The 17,142-nt window shown below is 46.2% G+C and carries 11 protein-coding genes and 1 pseudogene; 7 read left to right on the top strand and 5 right to left on the bottom strand.

Going from position 1 to position 17,142, the window contains the following annotated elements; translation table 11 throughout:
* The first annotated feature begins 7 nt into the window (after nucleotides 1-7).
* The 5 genes from R3P39_RS02030 to R3P39_RS02010 all read left to right on the top strand — a co-directional run bounded on the left by R3P39_RS02030 (nucleotide 8) and on the right by R3P39_RS02010 (nucleotide 4,798).
* Nucleotides 8-514, top strand: coding sequence for a MotA/TolQ/ExbB proton channel family protein (locus R3P39_RS02030; RefSeq protein ID WP_336565345.1), 507 nt, complete (start codon nucleotides 8-10; stop codon nucleotides 512-514).
* Nucleotides 507-914: a biopolymer transporter ExbD gene (locus R3P39_RS02025; protein ID WP_336565344.1), complete on the top strand. Its 408-nt coding sequence runs from the start codon at nucleotides 507-509 to the stop codon at nucleotides 912-914. The genes R3P39_RS02030 and R3P39_RS02025 overlap by 8 nt, the downstream gene beginning before the upstream one ends.
* Nucleotides 915-1,060: 146 nt before the next feature.
* A complete protein-coding gene (locus R3P39_RS02020; protein ID WP_336565343.1) occupies nucleotides 1,061-3,172 on the top strand; it encodes a TonB-dependent receptor domain-containing protein in 2,112 nt (703 codons plus the stop codon).
* 9 nt (nucleotides 3,173-3,181) lie between these two features.
* Nucleotides 3,182-4,252 (top strand): hemin-degrading factor, encoded by a 1,071-nt coding sequence (locus tag R3P39_RS02015; RefSeq protein WP_336565342.1) that lies wholly within the window; start codon nucleotides 3,182-3,184, stop codon nucleotides 4,250-4,252.
* A 144-nt stretch (nucleotides 4,253-4,396) separates the two neighbouring features.
* Nucleotides 4,397-4,798 carry a hypothetical protein gene (locus R3P39_RS02010; RefSeq protein ID WP_336565341.1) on the top strand — a complete coding sequence of 134 codons (402 nt, stop codon included), beginning with the start codon at nucleotides 4,397-4,399 and terminating at the stop codon, nucleotides 4,796-4,798.
* Nucleotides 4,799-4,877: 79 nt separating this feature from the next.
* Here the strand turns inward: R3P39_RS02010 and R3P39_RS02005 are convergent, their stop codons facing one another.
* From R3P39_RS02005 to R3P39_RS01995, 3 genes are all read right to left on the bottom strand, one after another.
* Nucleotides 4,878-6,011 carry a PQQ-dependent sugar dehydrogenase gene (locus R3P39_RS02005; RefSeq protein WP_336565340.1) on the bottom strand — a complete coding sequence of 378 codons (1,134 nt, stop codon included), beginning with the start codon at nucleotides 6,009-6,011 and terminating at the stop codon, nucleotides 4,878-4,880.
* Nucleotides 6,012-6,210: 199 nt separating this feature from the next.
* Nucleotides 6,211-8,229 carry a TonB-dependent receptor plug domain-containing protein gene (locus tag R3P39_RS02000; RefSeq protein ID WP_336565339.1) on the bottom strand — a complete coding sequence of 673 codons (2,019 nt, stop codon included), beginning with the start codon at nucleotides 8,227-8,229 and terminating at the stop codon, nucleotides 6,211-6,213.
* A gap of 243 nt (nucleotides 8,230-8,472) precedes the next feature.
* Nucleotides 8,473-10,530 carry a winged helix-turn-helix domain-containing protein gene (locus tag R3P39_RS01995; protein ID WP_336565338.1) on the bottom strand — a complete coding sequence of 686 codons (2,058 nt, stop codon included), beginning with the start codon at nucleotides 10,528-10,530 and terminating at the stop codon, nucleotides 8,473-8,475.
* A gap of 324 nt (nucleotides 10,531-10,854) precedes the next feature.
* Here R3P39_RS01995 and R3P39_RS01990 point away from each other — a divergent pair.
* Nucleotides 10,855-12,299, top strand: a pseudogene (locus R3P39_RS01990) (serine hydrolase domain-containing protein).
* A 68-nt stretch (nucleotides 12,300-12,367) separates the two neighbouring features.
* Here the strand turns inward: R3P39_RS01990 and R3P39_RS01985 are convergent.
* Together R3P39_RS01985 and R3P39_RS01980 are read right to left on the bottom strand one after the other, a co-directional pair.
* Entirely contained in the window at nucleotides 12,368-15,589 is a 3,222-nt protein-coding gene (locus R3P39_RS01985) for a S41 family peptidase (protein WP_336565337.1), read from the bottom strand.
* 154 nt (nucleotides 15,590-15,743) lie between these two features.
* Nucleotides 15,744-16,541, bottom strand: coding sequence for a putative porin (locus tag R3P39_RS01980; RefSeq protein ID WP_336565336.1), 798 nt, complete (start codon nucleotides 16,539-16,541; stop codon nucleotides 15,744-15,746).
* 178 nt (nucleotides 16,542-16,719) lie between these two features.
* On the opposite strand from R3P39_RS01980, the gene R3P39_RS01975 reads away from it, so the two are divergent.
* A complete protein-coding gene (locus R3P39_RS01975; RefSeq protein WP_336565335.1) occupies nucleotides 16,720-17,103 on the top strand; it encodes an STAS/SEC14 domain-containing protein in 384 nt (127 codons plus the stop codon).
* Nucleotides 17,104-17,142: the final 39 nt, after the last annotated feature.

Here is a 17,142-nt window from a genome sequence, read left to right as displayed (position 1 = left end):
GTTAACAATGCAATCATGGTTTCAACAATTAGGCCTTATGCAGTGGCCATTTCTGGTGATTTCAATTGTCGCCTTAGCGGTCATTATTGAGCGAGCTTGGGTACTGAGCCAAGCTTGGCATAGGGTGAAAACCCTAACAAAAGGCGCATTTGCCGAGCAATTTAAATGTCACGACAGCGCTTCGTTAAAGGTACAGCGTTATGTATTTGAGTGGCGCAAAAGACTGGTATTGCTGAGCATCATTGGCACGTTAAGCCCCTTAATGGGCTTATTCGGCACCGTTTGGGGCTTAGTGCTTATGTTTCAAACCATTGCGCAAACTCAGCAAGCCGTAACCCCCGCTTTATTGGCCGATGGCTTATGGGAAGCCATGTACTCAACCATGGCTGGCTTGGCTATTGCGATGCCGTGCCTGCTGGTTTATGGGGTATTTCAAGCTTGGGTGGAACGCCTACAAAGCGAACTGGTGCTGCTGAGCAATGAACATTTTAGCGCCGGAGCAGCCCATGCTTGAGCTTCCACCTGTGAGAACGCAGAACCTCACTGCTGATTTAACCGCACTTTTAGATGTTCTCTTTATTGTGTTGGTGTTTTTGTTGTTAAGTGTGGCGGTTAAATTAAATGTCCTTGAAGTGAGTTTACCCAGTGCAGGAGAAAGTGGCGAAGTGGTATTAGAGCAGCCGCCGAAAGTGATCAGTCTTACTTACAGTCAGGGCGAAGTGTCGTACGCCTTAGATGAGCAGCCTTTTAGCGCCGAGCATACATTGATCCAAGCAGTGGCCCATTTAGATCAAACTCAACCGATTTATCTGGCCGTGGATAAGCGTGTTCCCAGCGAAGATTTGGTGGGCCTGTTTGCTGAGCTTAGCAAATTAGAAATAGCCATTGCTAACATAGTAGTTAAAAGCGAATAAAAATAATTACTATTTAGATTTGGTTGTGTTATATTGCCTCGCGACAATCGCGCTTCACCATGGATAGGCCACATAAGTTGGCTGTAAAGGACGAATAGGGGCAAAGGTGAAGGGCGTATAAATATAACGACACTTGGAGTATTCTTATGCGTTTATCAAAATTAACCTTATCCATTGCCCTTGCGGGTTGCTCAGCCCTGACAGCCACTGCTTCAGCAAACACCGACACCCAAAACAGCGCGGTGAAAACCGATCTCGACGCGGTTACCGTTACTGCCACTCGAACTGAGAAAACCGTTGTGCAATCGGCGCAAGCGGTGAACGTAGTCACCCAAGAGCAAATTGAACGCACCCTAGACAGCAGTGTTTTTGACACCCTTGATACCTTACCGAATGTGTCTGCCAATGGCGGCCCAAGAGCCACTGGTCATAAGTTTAATATACGCGGTTTCAGTGATGCCGAAGATGTCATGGTGACCATTGACGGCATGCTACAAACCTTTGAAAAATACCGCATGGGTAGCCTGTTCACCGACCCAGAATTATACCGCACGATTAATATTAAAAGAGGCACCAGTACTGTGCTTCATGGTGGTGGGGCACTCGGTGGCGTAGTGCAGTTTGAGCTGAAAAACGCCGCCGACTTTTTAGCGCCAGGCGAAACGGCCGGCGCCAAAGTAAAGCTGGGCTATGACAGCAATAACCAACAGCAAAACGGCTCTGTATTTGCTTTTGCCAGACCCACAGAATCATTAGACTTATTGGCTGCTGTTATTAAGCGAGATAGTGACGACTGGGAGTTATCAAATGGTGAAACCTTAGATAATTCCGCCATCGAAAACACCTCAGTATTGCTGAAAGGGGAGTACTTTCTAAGCGACGACGCCATCGTAAGCGCCAGTCATACTGAAACCTCAGACAGTCAACGCACCGAGTTTAACACCACAGATCCCGGCGCATGGGGCACCGTTTACCGTGAAGTTGATCAGGCGGTGACAAACTTAAGCTATGAGCTTAATCCGGCTAATAATCGCTATTTGAATCTTACCGCTAAACTGGGTTACAGCAGCAGCCAAGTCACAGAAAGCGATGGCGTTGGCATGTTAGAGGATTACATCGGCTTGGAGTCAAACTACGAGTACAACATTGCCACTCTAGATGTGATGAATACCACCAGCCTCGACAACCATACTTTCACCTATGGCCTGCAATACACCGACAAAGAACGCATTGGCGAGAAAACCGCACTGCCTTGTTTGCAAGTGAACTATGAAACTTATGCTTGCCTGCAATATGGCACTGAGCCTGAAACATCGGAAATGACCTCTCAACCTGGTGGCTCACAAACACGGACTGGGCTTTATATTCAAGATGAATTTCAATGGCAACAGTTAACCTTAGTGGCAGGCCTACGTTACGAGCATTATCGTACTTCAGCCACAAGCCGCTTTGAACAGCAATTCGCTGAGTTAGATACCGACGTGAGTCACAGTGACTGGGCCGGTGCACTCAGTGCAAGCTATCAAATAACGCCATCGCTGGCGGTATTTGCCAACCGTCAAGAAGGTTTTAGAGCCCCCTTAATCGATGAACTCTATGACCAATATGGCGGCAGAAACCCAGGTCTAAACTTAGATGTTGAATACAGTGACAACACTGAGCTTGGGGTGAATTATCAAGTACAAAATGTGCTAACCGACAATGATTCTTTAACCGCTCGGTTTATTTATTTTGATATTACCGTCGACGATGAAATCACCTCGCTGACCAGCAGTACTCTTAACCCGCTTCCGGCGCCACGTTACGCTAATCGCGCCAGCAACGACAGAGACGGCATTGAGTTTGAGCTGAACTTCGCCACCGCAGATTTCTACACGAATTTGTCTTACAGTGACATCGATGGTGAAGACCAAAATGGCGAGCACTTATGGTACTTGCCTGCAGATAAGTTGGCACTGGATTTGGGCACCTCACTGCTTGATAAGTCTGTGCAAGTGGGTGTCAAAGTGGTTCACCGTGGTGCGCGAGACGTTCAGGTGATGGACAGAGCCACCAGACAATATTCTACCCAAACCCAACAAAGCTTCACCCTAACTAGCTTGTATGCCAGCTGGGACGTGAATAGTGCCATTAACCTTAGAGTGGCCGTCGATAATGCCTTTGATAAAGAATATAAACTGATGGCTGGCACCGGTGGTGGTATTGGTGACTATGGCTTTGGCCGCAATATCAAAACTCAACTTAGCTGGCGCTTTTAAGGAGCGAACATGACCACAGAACTTATTCAACAATATAAAGATATTTTAGCCGAAGAGCCACGCACCAGAGCCGTGGATGCCGCCATGCGATTAGGCGTGAGTGAAGCTGAGCTACTTGCGGCGCAGCAATATCACAGTGTTACTGCCACCGTAACCCGCTTGGATGAAAGCAAAATTGCTGAAATATTAAAACAGCTTAAGAAGCTTGGCAAAGTCATGGCGTTGACACGAAACGGCAGCGTCGTTAACGAAATAAAAGGCGTCTATGAAAAGCTGTATATTTCTGACAACAACGGCAAGCTCAGTGGCATTGCCATTAATCCGGGTGGCATTGATTTAAGGCTATTTTTGTATCGTTGGCACAGTGCGTTTTTAGTCGAAAGCGATAACCACAGCAGCGTGCAATTCTTTGATAAACATGGTCGTGCGGTACATAAGGTCTTTACCACGGCAGACTCTGACGTTAATGAGGTGGTGAATTTAAAGGCTCGTTTTCAGTTAGACTCGCCAGCGCCTTTGCAGGTTGCAGCGGTTGCAGCCAAAGAAGTAGCGCAGGTGAATCCAAGTGCAGAGCATTTAGAGGAGTTCAGAACAGGTTGGGCGGAGTTGGCCGACGTTCATCACTTTCCAAAACTGCTAGAAAAGCATCAGCTTGAGCGTTTACAAGCCTTGGAGCTGGTGGGCTCACCTTGGGCATTTGAACTGGAAAACGTCGATCTGGAAACCATATTAAGCGCCGCTAAGTCTGCAGAGCAAGAGATCATGGCGTTTGTGGGGAACGACGGCGCGGTGCAAATTTTCTCTGGTAAGGTGAGTAACTTAAAGCAGGTAGGGCCTTGGTATAACGTGCTGGATCCCGACTTTAATTTACACGTGAAAACCGCTGAGCTCAGCCGCGCTTTTGTGGTGAGAAAGCCAACCGACAATGGCGACACAGTCGTCACTTCTATCGAGTTTTTTGATGCCAATCGCGACACGGTATTAACCTTATTCGGTCGCCGTACAGAGGGCAAGAAACAAACCTCAGAGTGGCAGGCGTTGTGTGACAAGTTAAGCAATAAAGCTCAAGCTGCAGCGTAACTCGGGTTTGTAATGACAAAAAGCTCCAGTCACCACTTGCATGGTGGCTGGAGCTTTTATGCACTCTGACAAGGATTAAAGCTTGAAAAATAGCTAGGTTCGAGACTATAACTGTGTTTTGGACTGTTACCCGAGAGGCTGAGAATGATAAAAAGGATATTAATACCGTTTACCCTATTGTTTAGCGCCTTAAGCTTTGGCGCAACCAGCGGTGCGCTGGCAGTCGACCGAGCTATTCCTAGTAGTACCCAACTGGCTTTCCCCAATGACGCTAAAGTATTTCCTGAAATCAGTGATTTTACCGTGCTAAGTGTTATACCTATGAGCAACGATGCCGGCGAGCGCTTCGCCGTGGCAACCATTAAAAATCAGGCTCTCGGTCGCCGTACCTTAACCCATAAGCACCTATTAGCATTGACCGCGGAGGGGAAACGAATTAAACCAATGCAGCTATCGACGATTTTCGATGGTCAAGAAACGCTGTCGCTGACACTCAGTTTTGGTGAAAGTAAATTTCCATTACTTAGCGTGTATACTCGTAATTAGACTCAGTTCACCGTAACTCTGATATTAAAAAGTAAACAAAATAAGGAGTATGCGTGAAAGCACACTCCAATAGTTAAGGTTAGCCTTTTGGCACTACGCGGAAAATCCCAGTGCCATCAATCCCTAAATACAGGTCGCCATTAGGGTGGGTGGAAATACTGCGCACTCTTCCTGCCCCTTCAAATATCTTGCTATGGCTTTTTACTTTATTGCCATCTAACTCGAGCAGCACAAGGTGAGCGAATTTCATTGACCCTATCGCTACTTTGCCCTGCCACTCAGGGTATTTATCACCACTAATAAACTCCATGCCAGAGGGGGCAATAGACGGAACCCAAACCCAGTCGGGTTGCTGCATCCCATCTCGGGCCGTTTCATCAGTAATGGTTGTGCCATTGTAATTGATGCCGTAGGTAATGACTGGCCAGCCGTAATTAGCACCGGGTTCGATGATATTCACTTCATCGCCGCCACGAGGCCCATGCTCATGAGTCCAGATCTTCCCTGTTTCAGGGTGCATCGCCATGCCTTGTGGGTTTCTGTGGCCGTATGAGTAAACACTCTTACGCGCTCCAGCTCGGTCATAAAATGGGTTCGACTTGGGAATAGAACCATCGGCATTAATGCGGTGAACTTTACCGGCGTCATGGTCTAAACGCTGTGGGTGAACATCGCGGTTACCGCGGTCGCCGATAGAAAAATACAAATAACCGTCTTTATCAAATTCAATACGCGAGCCATAGTGGAACGTTTTGGTGGTGTTTGGCGTACCATCGAAGAGCAATTGCTTGTCGACTAAGCTCATGTCTTGCAAGCGCGCGCGCATAATGGAGGTATTATATCCTTCGCCATCGCCTTCATAGCCCGAATACGAGAAGTAAATCCAGCCATTGTCTTTATAGTTAGGGTCAAGCTCTACGTCTAACAGGCCGCCTTGGCGCTCTGCATGTACTTTAGGCACACCAGCAATTCGCTGCTCTAGCAATTTGCCGTCACGGATGAGCCTAAGCTCTCCCGACCTATCGGTAACCAATAGCTCCTTTTCATTTAACCATACTTGGCCCCAAGGAATTTGAATTCCCTTAGCAACCAGTTCTAGCTCGTATTTATCGGCGCTGGCTGCCAGAGGAATAGGTTGTTCCGGCTTAGCCTGTGCCGCAAAGCCCGCGGTTAATATGCCTGCAGCTATGGCCGTATATAAGTATTTTTTCATAACAAATCCAATTGATTGAAAAACAATAACCCTAGAGTAGCTGGTTCTTAGCTAAATTGTTACCAGCATTCAGTAATGTGCGATAATTGACAACAAATATACGACAAAACGAAAGCAACACAGATAGGCGATCACTGTTTGCATGCGCAAATGTTGCTAGTATCTTAAGTGAGTTGCAGCTAAGTGGCAGTGTTCAGCGTTAAAACTGATACCGGTAGCTGAGTTTTATTTCTCTACCACGTGCCTGAAAGCTACTGAACTCGCGACTATCTTTAATTCCTAATGGAATGATTGCAGCGGTGTGGTAGTTGCTGTCGAGTAAATTGTTAATATCTAAGGAGAACAACGCGTTTTCACTGTATTGATAATTAATGGCCGCCGCGACCGTCCAGCTATCATCGAATTGTTGTAACACTTTTACCCCGCTGCGACTATGGACAGACAATGACCCTCGCCAACGCTCGCTGGGTTTAACCACAATAGACGTCATGGCATGAGTCCGGGGCACTAAATCTTCTGAAGGAGTTTTGCTCTGATCCGGATTAATCTCAGTGTCGTTGCTGAATAAATGAGAGAAAGTCCCTTTTAAGTCAACATATTGTGATAGGTCAGCATGCCACTCTATTTCAACGCCAGTGGCTTTGTTGTTGGCAATATTGCCTAAAAAGACGGCGTCGCCACTGCTACTAAAATCAATAAGGTCATCAATATGGTTGTGGAACAAACTAAGGGAGAAAGAGAGGCTGTTTCCTGTATATTGGTAAACCAATTCTGTTGCTTTGAGCGTGGTTGGCCGCAAAGTGCGATTGCCCACCGTTAAGCCACTTTCTTCATCGTAAAGGTCGCCAAGTGAAGGAGCTCGATAGGCCTCACCGTAAAGTAGTTTGAATAAATGGTGGTCATCAAATGTGTAAATCACCGCGCCACGAGGGTTTGTTCTGCCTGCCACATCATTGTAGCTATCTCGACGCAAACCAAACGTCGTGCGCCAATGTTCGCTCCACACCGACTCCAGTTGTAAGTAAGCCATTTTGATACGGCGTGTGTTTGGCAGAACCACTCGCTGTCCGGGCTGAGTAAAGGTGACTATTTGATTCAAGTACTCAAGCTCAGAATAAAGATCGTAATTGCTGCGCAAATAGCCTTCTGGTACTTGGGATTCGACCAATTCAATACCCGCTGACCACGTTTGCGAGTCAGAGTAAAAGTACTGTGAGTCAACAATGGCGCGATAAGAGTCGTAAGTAAAGTCCTCACCGAATAAAAAATCCGCATTATTAAATGGCGCGTTTCCTTGTAGTTCTAGTGCGGTAAGCGACTTTCGCGTGGCTTTAGAATATTCTAGTGCCGCTTTAACGGCCCAGCTATCATTAACAGTGTATTGATAGCCCAAGCGCGATAGCCAATGTTGGTTTTCATGTTTTGTGGTGCCATCACGCAAGCGGCGAAATAAGTAATAACTGTCGCGAGCAGAGCGGTGGTAGCGCGTATTAAAGGTTACACCGTAGGCAGAAACAAACGCTTCTAGTTGTTGCGCCTCGTGAGCATCATTGGTGGCATCTTGAAGCAAGAAGCGATCAAAGACGTTGCCAAGAGTGTCGCCGTCATCTTGATAAAAGTGGCCATCAAATCCTGCAGAGATGGTTTCGCCTTGGTATGTCGCCCCAAGGTTCAAAGTTCGCTGTGAAAAAGAGCCCACCCCAAGGGTGATGTAATTTTCAGTTTTGGTGATGATATTCACCACACCATTAAACGCGTTTGAGCCATACAAGGTGGAACCCGGCCCTCTTACCACTTCGACACGTTCGACATTGTGTAGGCTAATAAAGCGGTCAATATAGTTGATGCCACCGGTATAGTCTTCATTTATACGTTGGCCATTAATCAATAACAGCAAGGTATTGGCGTATTTTTGTGGATGCCCCCGGGCGATTAAATAAGATTCATTGCCCTCAACGGGGTTATACATAGGATAAAAGCCAGGTATATGCGCAAACAGCTCGGTGAGCGTGGTTATGCCTAGATCTCGAATGTGCTGTTGTGAAAAATAGCTGACTGATGAAGGCGTATATTTGAGCTGGGTATCGGTTTTGGTCGCGATAGTGACCTTTACATCCTGTAGTTCTTCTAGTGACAGGCTATAAAGATCGTCCAAAGCTAAGCATGACGGTGCAAACAACAAACAACTAAAAATAACTAGGGGCCATGTATGAGGCATTGTTCACGTTGAATTAAAAAACATTTTCTTAAAAGTAGCTTTATCGAGTGTATTTGTCAGCCTGTTTTTAAATTTGTTTTCCTTTTTTTCAACTGCTTTCGATACCTGCCTGTAAATTAATAAGGCACAGTTTTTTTACCCACAGACAGTGAGGTCATGAATAAGAAGCTAGAGTTGTGTTGTTGCGCGCTGTCTATAGGCCATTACTCGCTTTGCTATTTTTCAGGGGCTGGGTATCGTAAGTCACCGGCTGCCTGTTATAGCTAACGACACAATATCCGTTTGGTATCGCTGTGTGGTGTAGACGATATAATTTTCCGATAGTGAATGTAAGTTTTCACAGTAGCGTTGGCAAAGCCTTGCTAAGTCCTCTTGGTTAACAGTACTTTGGCCGGAATAAGGAATATACTTTAAACTATATTGATCGTCTTGCTTGGTCCTGACATAGAGGCCTTGTGCTGCAGGGAACAGTGTTAGGTTTGGTGTGGTCACCGCTTCTAGCAAGGCCCCGGTTGAAAGGTTCTTTATGCCAGCAGCTGTAACGGCTATCAGCTCATCTTGGTTGTTCACTATGGTTTGGCGACCATCCAACTGTTGTTGTAAGGCCTGTCTCTTGGAGGTAACTAGATTGTAGGTATACAACCAGTCGCCTTGGGCTGATTTATCGATATAAACAAAACTGTTTTTATCCTTTAACCAAGCGATGGGGACACCAATGGCATCTTCTAGCCAAGTTACATTCGGCTTATTGGTATCAACGATAAAGAGTCGATTGTTCGCAGCACTTAGTAAGCGCTCATTATTTTTGTGCCAAATAGGTGGGTGCAGGGCGAGCTTACCTCGTTTATTGGCAAACACAAGCTGTTCAAAATCATCAACAAGCGACTTAACAAAAAGTTGTGGCTTACCATTGCGAGTTGAGATATAGGCCACTTTCTTCTCGTCGGTTGATATAACGGCGTCCATGTCGAGCATATTGGAATCTGAAATAGCCGCTAGACTTTCTGGCTCGTTACGTTTAACCAAAAAAATATCCCAATCGGCGCGCTTGTCGATAAAGTACACTTGGTTATTATGCACTTGCACGTACTGCAAGAAGTGATAGCTACTGTATGGCAGTTGGCGCCACTGGCCACTTAAACTCAGCTCAGATATCTGGCTGCCGTCACTTAATAGCAGGGACTCTTGATGGTCTAACCAAGTAAAAAAATACCAATTCGTATCAAGCTCGCTCACCGTATTAACGGCCAGCGTAGCGAGATCCATGAGCTTTACCACGGATTTTGACTGACGATTGAAGCCCAGTATCGCAAGTGTTGATTTATCGGGGGAGAGCGTGATTTTGTATGGTTTAAAGGCGTCATTGGGCGGCAGTAAAGTGGTGATTTTCCCCGAGAACAAATCGTGTTGGTACAAGCTGGTGTTGCGACTATGCTCCGAGGCTTGTCTATTCGCCAGATAGTACAACTGTTGCTCATCATCAATAAAAAAAGGGCTATTCCAGCTAATATCCTGTCGCGAAAATAAGGGTGTGTCAGAGACCACTTGATAATCCTCATTCAGCAGCAGCTGGCCAAACTTGATGCCAGCATTGCTGTTGTAAGAGTACAGCAGCAAATTATTATCGCGCCAGGCAAGATAGGTATAAGGTTTGTCCTGCTGGCTGACCCGCCAAGTTTGTTTAGTAGCCAAATTAAAAATAGCAATGTGGCTGCTGTTAGGGTTATCTTGCGTTTGAATGGTTGCCATGTAGTTGCCGTTAGGGCTTAGGCGCATATAACGCTCTTGTTCACTACCTGATGTGATTGGCGTTTGTTCCGCTAAGGTATTAATTTGCGGTGAGGGTGAGGTGTAAAAAAAACCATCAAACGCCATGCCTCCCAGTAAACAGGCCACAAATATCAATGCGGCCACTACGGTTAGAGTAGGTACTCGTGTGATTTTCTCATCCTTGCCAGCAGCGCCATTGGGGGCGGACAAAATCGTCACCTTGGCTTGTAAGCTGTAGCCGCGCTTTGGGTGGGTTTTTAGCAACTGTTTTTGTTCGTCGCCAAGCGACTTTCTTAGCAAGGCGATGTTACGGCGTACTGAGTTAGGACTATAGATAGCGCCCGGCCAGACCTGTTCGAACAGGGTTTCGGCGCCTAGAATGCTCCGCGCATGTTCAACAAACACCAGCAGCATCGTCATTAGCTTAGGTTCCAGGACCTGAACCTTATCCTGTAATACCACTTCACCCGACTGCGGATTGATAAAGGCGTCATTGATATAGAACCCGTAGGGATATTTTTCAACTGCCAAAAAAGTCTCTAACCTTATGTTATTTATTGATATTTTTTCTTAATCATTACTTAATGCTTTTTTAAGCAGAAAGTCATCGCCACTCCCCGTTTAAACAGGTACTAAAGCCATGTAGGTAACTTATACCAATCCGTATTAATACTTGCTCAATTTGAGGGAGCAAACTCGACGTTAACTACGTTAAAAATTTCTTATTTAGAACAACTAAATAGCAAAATTTTTGCTTTGTTATCGACAGAATTTTCTTGCCTCAAATAGATCACTTAATTAAGCGAATTGGTATTACATTTCATCAGAAAAATTAAATAAAAGGAACAACTTATCATGGCTAAAACGCTACTTCTAGTACTGACATTGGTGCTAATGTCAGTCAATGTAAAGGCGCAACTTCCTGCTCAGCTCGACCCTAAGCAAGTCGTTTCGCAGTTTTTGCGGGTTTTTAACTCCAATAACCTCGAGACTATCACTCACTACGTGGACAACCACCTTTCCGAGGAAACCGCAGCGCGTTGGCAGGGGGCTGGCACAAAGCGATATATCATTTATACCATGAACAGCTCCTTGAGCCATAAAAGTCTACAGCAGGTTGGTGATATTGCGCAGGAAGAGCAACAGCAAAGGGTTAGGATAACAGCGCCGATTACTTCTAAAGCTACGGGGCTGGACTATGAGCTCGTCATCAATGTTGGGGCTCATGCACCTCACTCGCTTATAAGTTGGTATCTCACCCCTAGTGATAGGAATAAGCCGGACGGTAAGGTGAGCGAAGCGGAAATGGTAAAAGTGTTGAGCGAATTGATAAAAAAATTAGCCAAAAATGGGGTGTTTTCTGGCGCGGTATTGCTTGCAAAAGGAGAAGAGATCCTTTTGCAACAGGCCCACGGCTTAGCGTCGAGACGTTATGACGTGAAAAATAATTTAGAAACCAAATTTCAAATTGGTTCAATGAATAAAATGTTTACCGGTATAGCTATTATGCAGCTGGTAGAAGCTGGCAAGCTTTCGCTCAATGATAAGCTTACTCAATATGTCGACAGGGAATATTTTGGTACCGGGAATTTTGATGCCATCACTATTGCGCAGTTGCTTACTCACACCTCGGGCTTGGGGGCAGTGCCTAGCTATCAAGCAAAACAAACAGAGATACGAACGCTTAAACAGCGCTTAGGGCTTTATAAGGAGGTGCAGCTCAACTTTCCGCCTGGAAGTCGCTGGGGTTACAGCAGCACGGGAATGGATATGCTGGGTCATGTTATAGAAGCGGTTACCCAGCAAAGCTATTACGATTATATTGACGATAATATTTATCACAAAGCCAAGATGCTCAGCAGTGGCAGCTTCGATATAGATTTACCGGTGAAAAATACAGCCAGAGGCTACTGGTATTCTATCGACACCAAAGCAATCACCGAGAATTTAGTTAAACAACATGTTAAGGGAAGCCCTGCTGGAGGAGGCTATTCACCGTAGGCGATCTGCATCAGTTTGCTCTGGCTTTAATGCACAATCGCTTGATTGCTCCTAAGTTTACCTTGCAGGCAACGTCTGCCAAGCCGCAATTAAACTCGCCTAACTATGGTTTTGGCTTTTCGGTGCGCGGTAAGCCTGGCAATCAAATCATAGGTCATAATGGTGCACATCTTGGTATGAGCTCACAGCTAAATATCTATAAAGATAAGGGCTATATTTTAGCGGTATTGGCTAACAGCAGAGGGGCAACAGCGCCAGTTGTTTATACCCTAAATAACCTTATGGAACGCGTAGAGTAACCGTGTCAGAGAGTGAGAAGTTAGATAGCGGCTGGCTTTATTGCCAGCCGCTTTTACTTGCTTTGAATTTAGAACTTTGACGGCGCAGGTGGCACAGTCAGTTCTTTTTTCGGATTGGCCTTAAGCTCTTTTAATAGCTCTTCAACCGCACGCTCTACGGAAGGGTCCTTGCCTGCGTGAATAAGCTCAGGGCGATCAATCACCTCGATATCTGGGCTGACCCCTTCGTTCTCGATGATCCAGTTACCGTCGTTATCGAGAATGCGGAAGGTAGCGGCAATGACTTGACCACCATCAACAAGGCTTGGGTTGCCAGAAATACCAATTAGGCCACCCCAAGTGCGAGTACCAATGAGCTTACCTAATCCAGCTTGGCGGAAGTAGTAAGGTAAGGCATCGCCCCCGGAGCTTGAGTAGCCGTTGATCAACATGGCTTTAGGACCATCGTGAGCAAACTGTGGCGTTTTAGTGGGTTCAACGCCACGGCGCTTCCAGTAGTTCAGTGGCTTACGAGCCAACCAAGTGATCATGTGCTCAGGGATAAAGCCACCACCATTATAACGGTCATCAATGATTAAAGCGTCTTTATTGGTTTGTGGCATAAAGTTTTTAAACAGCGAGCGGTTGCCATCGTAATGGGTGTTTGGCAAGTGTACATAACCAATTTTACCGCCCGAGAGCTTATCAACGTAGTCGGCACGAGACTGCACCCATGCCATATAGCGTAAGCCTTGTTCACTGGCAACCGGTTTCACTGTGGTCTTCCAGCTCGCGTCAGCATTAGGTGTTTTGCTTAGCACCAGCTCCACTTGCTCGCCTTGGGTGTTTTCCAGTAGCTCATAGAAGTTTACTACGTCCTTCACCGAGCGGCCGTTAACACTAATGATAAAATCACCAACGCTGGCGTTTACCGCGGTTTCATCAAGTGGTGAGCGGTAGTTTTCATGCCAATTTTCGCCTTTGAAAATGCGCTCAATTTTGACATAGCCCGATTGGTGCGCGCTGATCTCTGCGCCTAACAAGCCATGTTTTTTGCGCTCAGCAGTAGGGGCGTCACCCGATTGCACATAAATGTGACCAGCATTGATCTCACCGGCAATTTCACTTAAAACATAATCCAGATCGCTGCGGTGTGCCACGGCATCCGCCATGGGTTGATATTTGGCTAAAATGGCATCCCAATCTTGACCATGATGGTTCTCGTCGTAGAACCAATCTCTCAGTGTACGCCAGCCTTCCACATACATTTGCTGCCATTCCACTTGCGGATCAATTTTTAGCGTCATGTTAGAAAGATCTAACTTATTTGCTTTTAGATCCTGTTTTGCTTTTGGCGCAATCACACTGTAATCGTTACCTGCGCGGGCAATAATATGCTTGCCACTGGCAGCCACTTTATAGCTGGAAACGCCCTTGGCTACGGTTTTTAGTTTGCTGTCTGGCTTGGTGCCGAGTAGCTTTAATGCCCCACCGGTTAAAGTGAGCACGCCGTCTTCCACCGCCGTGAGTGCGCGGTAATTACCAGCTGGTGCGGCTAATGCTACGACTCGCGACATAAAGCCATCGGCTTCGATGCGATTATTGCTGTCCGCTTTATCTGATTCGGCGTCGTCACCTGCGGTTTTGATCTCAGACTCATCACTATTAAAAGCATTTAATGGCTCAATTTGATTGTTTACGGCGACACTGTAAATGCGGGTGGCGTCGTTAAACATATAATCAAATTCGTAGCTGCTAAAGGTTAAGTTATAGTCACGTTCTGAGGTGAAATATAAGTGCTCGCCATCAGGTGAGAACGTTGGGTTACGCTCACTGGTCATTTCGTCAGTGAGGCGCGTCACCTTGTCGCTATCGATATTGTAATGCCACAGTGAGCTGTAGCGGTTTTCATTGTTTTTAACAAAAACAATGTCTGCGCTATTTGGTGACCAGGTATATTGGGTTAAACCATCTTCGTTGTATTTGGCGGTATCAATCTTGTGTAGGTCACCAGATTGCGCATCCAGCCACCACAAGGTGTGGTTTTTATCGGCAAACAACAGCTTTTTGCTGTCTGCAGACCAAATTGGGGTAAAGCGCCAAATGGTGCCATCACTGGTCAGTTGAATGGTCTTATTGTTATTGGCTCGGTCTTTTAAGTAGATCTCATACTCGCCAGTGGCATCGCTCATGTAAGCAATATAACGGCCATTAGGCGACCAGCTGGCTTCAATTTCTCTGCCTTCTGGGGTGTAAGAAAGGTTACGCGTTGGGCCTTGCTTTACAGGCACGGAGAACAGTTCGCCGCGGGCGGTAAATAGCGCCCGTTTACCGTCGTGAGAAATGTCCATTGAGTCGATAAAATCACTGACATTTTTGCTATATAGCATGGCATATTGGCGCACACCAGCGACGTCGATGGTTAAGCGTTCAGAGCTATTCGTGGCTTCATCAAAGCGATAAAGGTAACCGCCGTTTTCATAGACGATGGCATCGGGGCCCGCCGATGGCCACAACACATCAAAGTCTTTGTGGTCGGTCATTTTCACTGGTTGCTTGCCGTCGCGGTACTGGTAGAGATTAAGGGTGTAGTCACGGTCTGAAACAAAATAAATGCTGTCGTTCACCCAGGTTGGTTGTTGATCGGTAGCTGGGTTGGTGGTCAGCTGTTTAGAGCTATTATTTTCTAAATCGTAAACCCAAACATCTTGAGCACGGCCGCCGCGAGAGCGCTTCCAGGTTCTAAACTCTCGGTCGATTGGCGTATAAACATACTTACTGCCGTCTGGTGAGAGCATGCCGCCACCGGTTTCAGGGATCGCCATTGGCTGCTCTAAGCCACCATCAACTGGCACCATATAAGGGCGGCCCATGCGCTTACCCCAAGGGGTACGGTTGGCTCTAAAGACGATGTGTTTGCCATCGGGCGTCCAATCCATTACGCGGTAGTCATAGCCTCCGCGTGGCGGCATGGGGCCAACATCGTTATAGTAAGTCAGCTGTTTTAGCCCCGAGCCATCGGCATTAATCACATAGATTTGACGGCTACCGTTATACTCAGCGGCAAACGCAATTTTACTGCCATCGGGTGAAAACTTCGGAAAAGTTTCAAAGCCGATGTGGTCGGTTAAGCGTTGACTCTGGCCCGACTGTGTATCAGCAACGTAAATGTCGCCAGCATAGACAAATGTTACTTTGTCTTTGTGAATGTCGGGGAAACGCAATAAGCGGGTATCTTCGGTTTGATAAGCGGATACAAAAGGTGCGGCTGCCGCAGCAATGGCCAGCACTAACGATTTTATCTTTGTCATAAGCATATTTCCGTTATTATTTTGATACATAATAACGATTACAGCTCGAATTGCACCCCATTGCGGTGGTTGGCTTGTTTCAAAATGTGAAAAAGTACCCCGATGGCGAGGTACTTAAGTGCTGTTGCTGGTTAGGAATACGGGGTGGAGTTAATTAAAACTGTGCCACAAAATTCAAACTGCTGGTTTCGCCGCCTTCAGTGTCAACGACATTGGCTGTTAGGTAGTAAGTGTCGTTGAAGAAGTACTTACCTTCTACTGCTAGGTCGGAGTCATAACTGCCTAAACCCAGTGCAAGGTGGCGGGTAAAGTAGTAATTGGCCATGATGTTGGTGATGGAGTCATCAACAAAGTCGTTATCGATTCGGTTGTGTTCAACATCAATAGCAAAATAGCTGTCACCGCCAACATGTTTAAAGTAGCGGGCACCTAAATTAAAGGCGTCTAATTGATCTTCGGTTTCAATACTAAAACCAACGTAGTCAGTGTTATTGAGCGGGTGGTTGTACTGTGCTTTAAACCAGGTGGTGTCACCATTGTCATATTCCTCTTGGCGAACGCTGAGTTTTAAGTTGTCATTATAGAGGTAACCAAAGCCCAGTGAGTAATGATCATCGGCATTGCCTAAATCACTGATGCTGCCACTGACAAACCACTGGTTAGTAATAAACCCTTCGCCATCGGCAGAGAAGGCGTTGTCAAAATCATCATTAATGTAACTCACACCAATATTACTGTCGGTATCGAGGTAGCCAAAATCATCCCACACACCTGAGGAGGCTTGAGGGGCAAAATAGTAACGTGAAGAAAGCATTAGGGCGTTATTATCAGTACCATCATTGTGGGTATAACTGGCGCCATTAAACCATGACTTATTGACGTTGCCGGCATTGGCTGCAGCAGAAGTGGATACGAGTAGGGAAATGGCTGCAAGTGATAATAGCTGTTTCATATTCATCCTTTAATGGTAAAAAAATTGGCGATACTGCCGAAGTTGCAGCTCATGGTATGAGCCAGTAAATGAACAGAGTATGACAGCTTACGTCGGTTGTGGTTATTTAAGATCTCGAATTGGCTTAGTGGTAATTGCTTACATATACTTTAGTAGGCCTAACAGGATGGAGATGGATATGACACGCGCTTTTCACGGTATTGCGGTGGGGACCGAACGCCATGGTGAAAGAATATTCTTTACCTTAAAACCCACAGGTACGCTCACTCATGAAGATTACAAAGTGATCACCCCAATCATCGATAACGCCACGCAGGCGGTGGCCTCACCTAAAGTGTATGCATTAATTGATGCCACCGAGTTCGATGGCTGGGAACCTCGAGCGCTTTGGGATGATTTTAAACTGGGTCTTGGCCATCGCAGTGAGTTTGTAAAAATAGCCATTTATGGCAGACAAAACTGGCAAAAGCTGGCAGCAACCATTGGCAACTGGTTTATCTCAGGAGAAGTGAAATACTTTGAAGAAAAGTCCGCGGCACTGCAGTGGCTTAATGCTGACTAGCCTATGTCCCTTGTAGCTACTTTTGCGTTATGGCTAAAA

Origin of the sequence: Pseudoalteromonas sp. UG3-2 (genome assembly GCF_037120705.1) — a bacterium.
GTDB lineage: Bacteria > Pseudomonadota > Gammaproteobacteria > Enterobacterales > Alteromonadaceae > Pseudoalteromonas.
The sequence above is the reverse complement of the archived record's forward strand: the minus strand, read 5'-3'. Positions and strand labels throughout refer to the sequence as shown.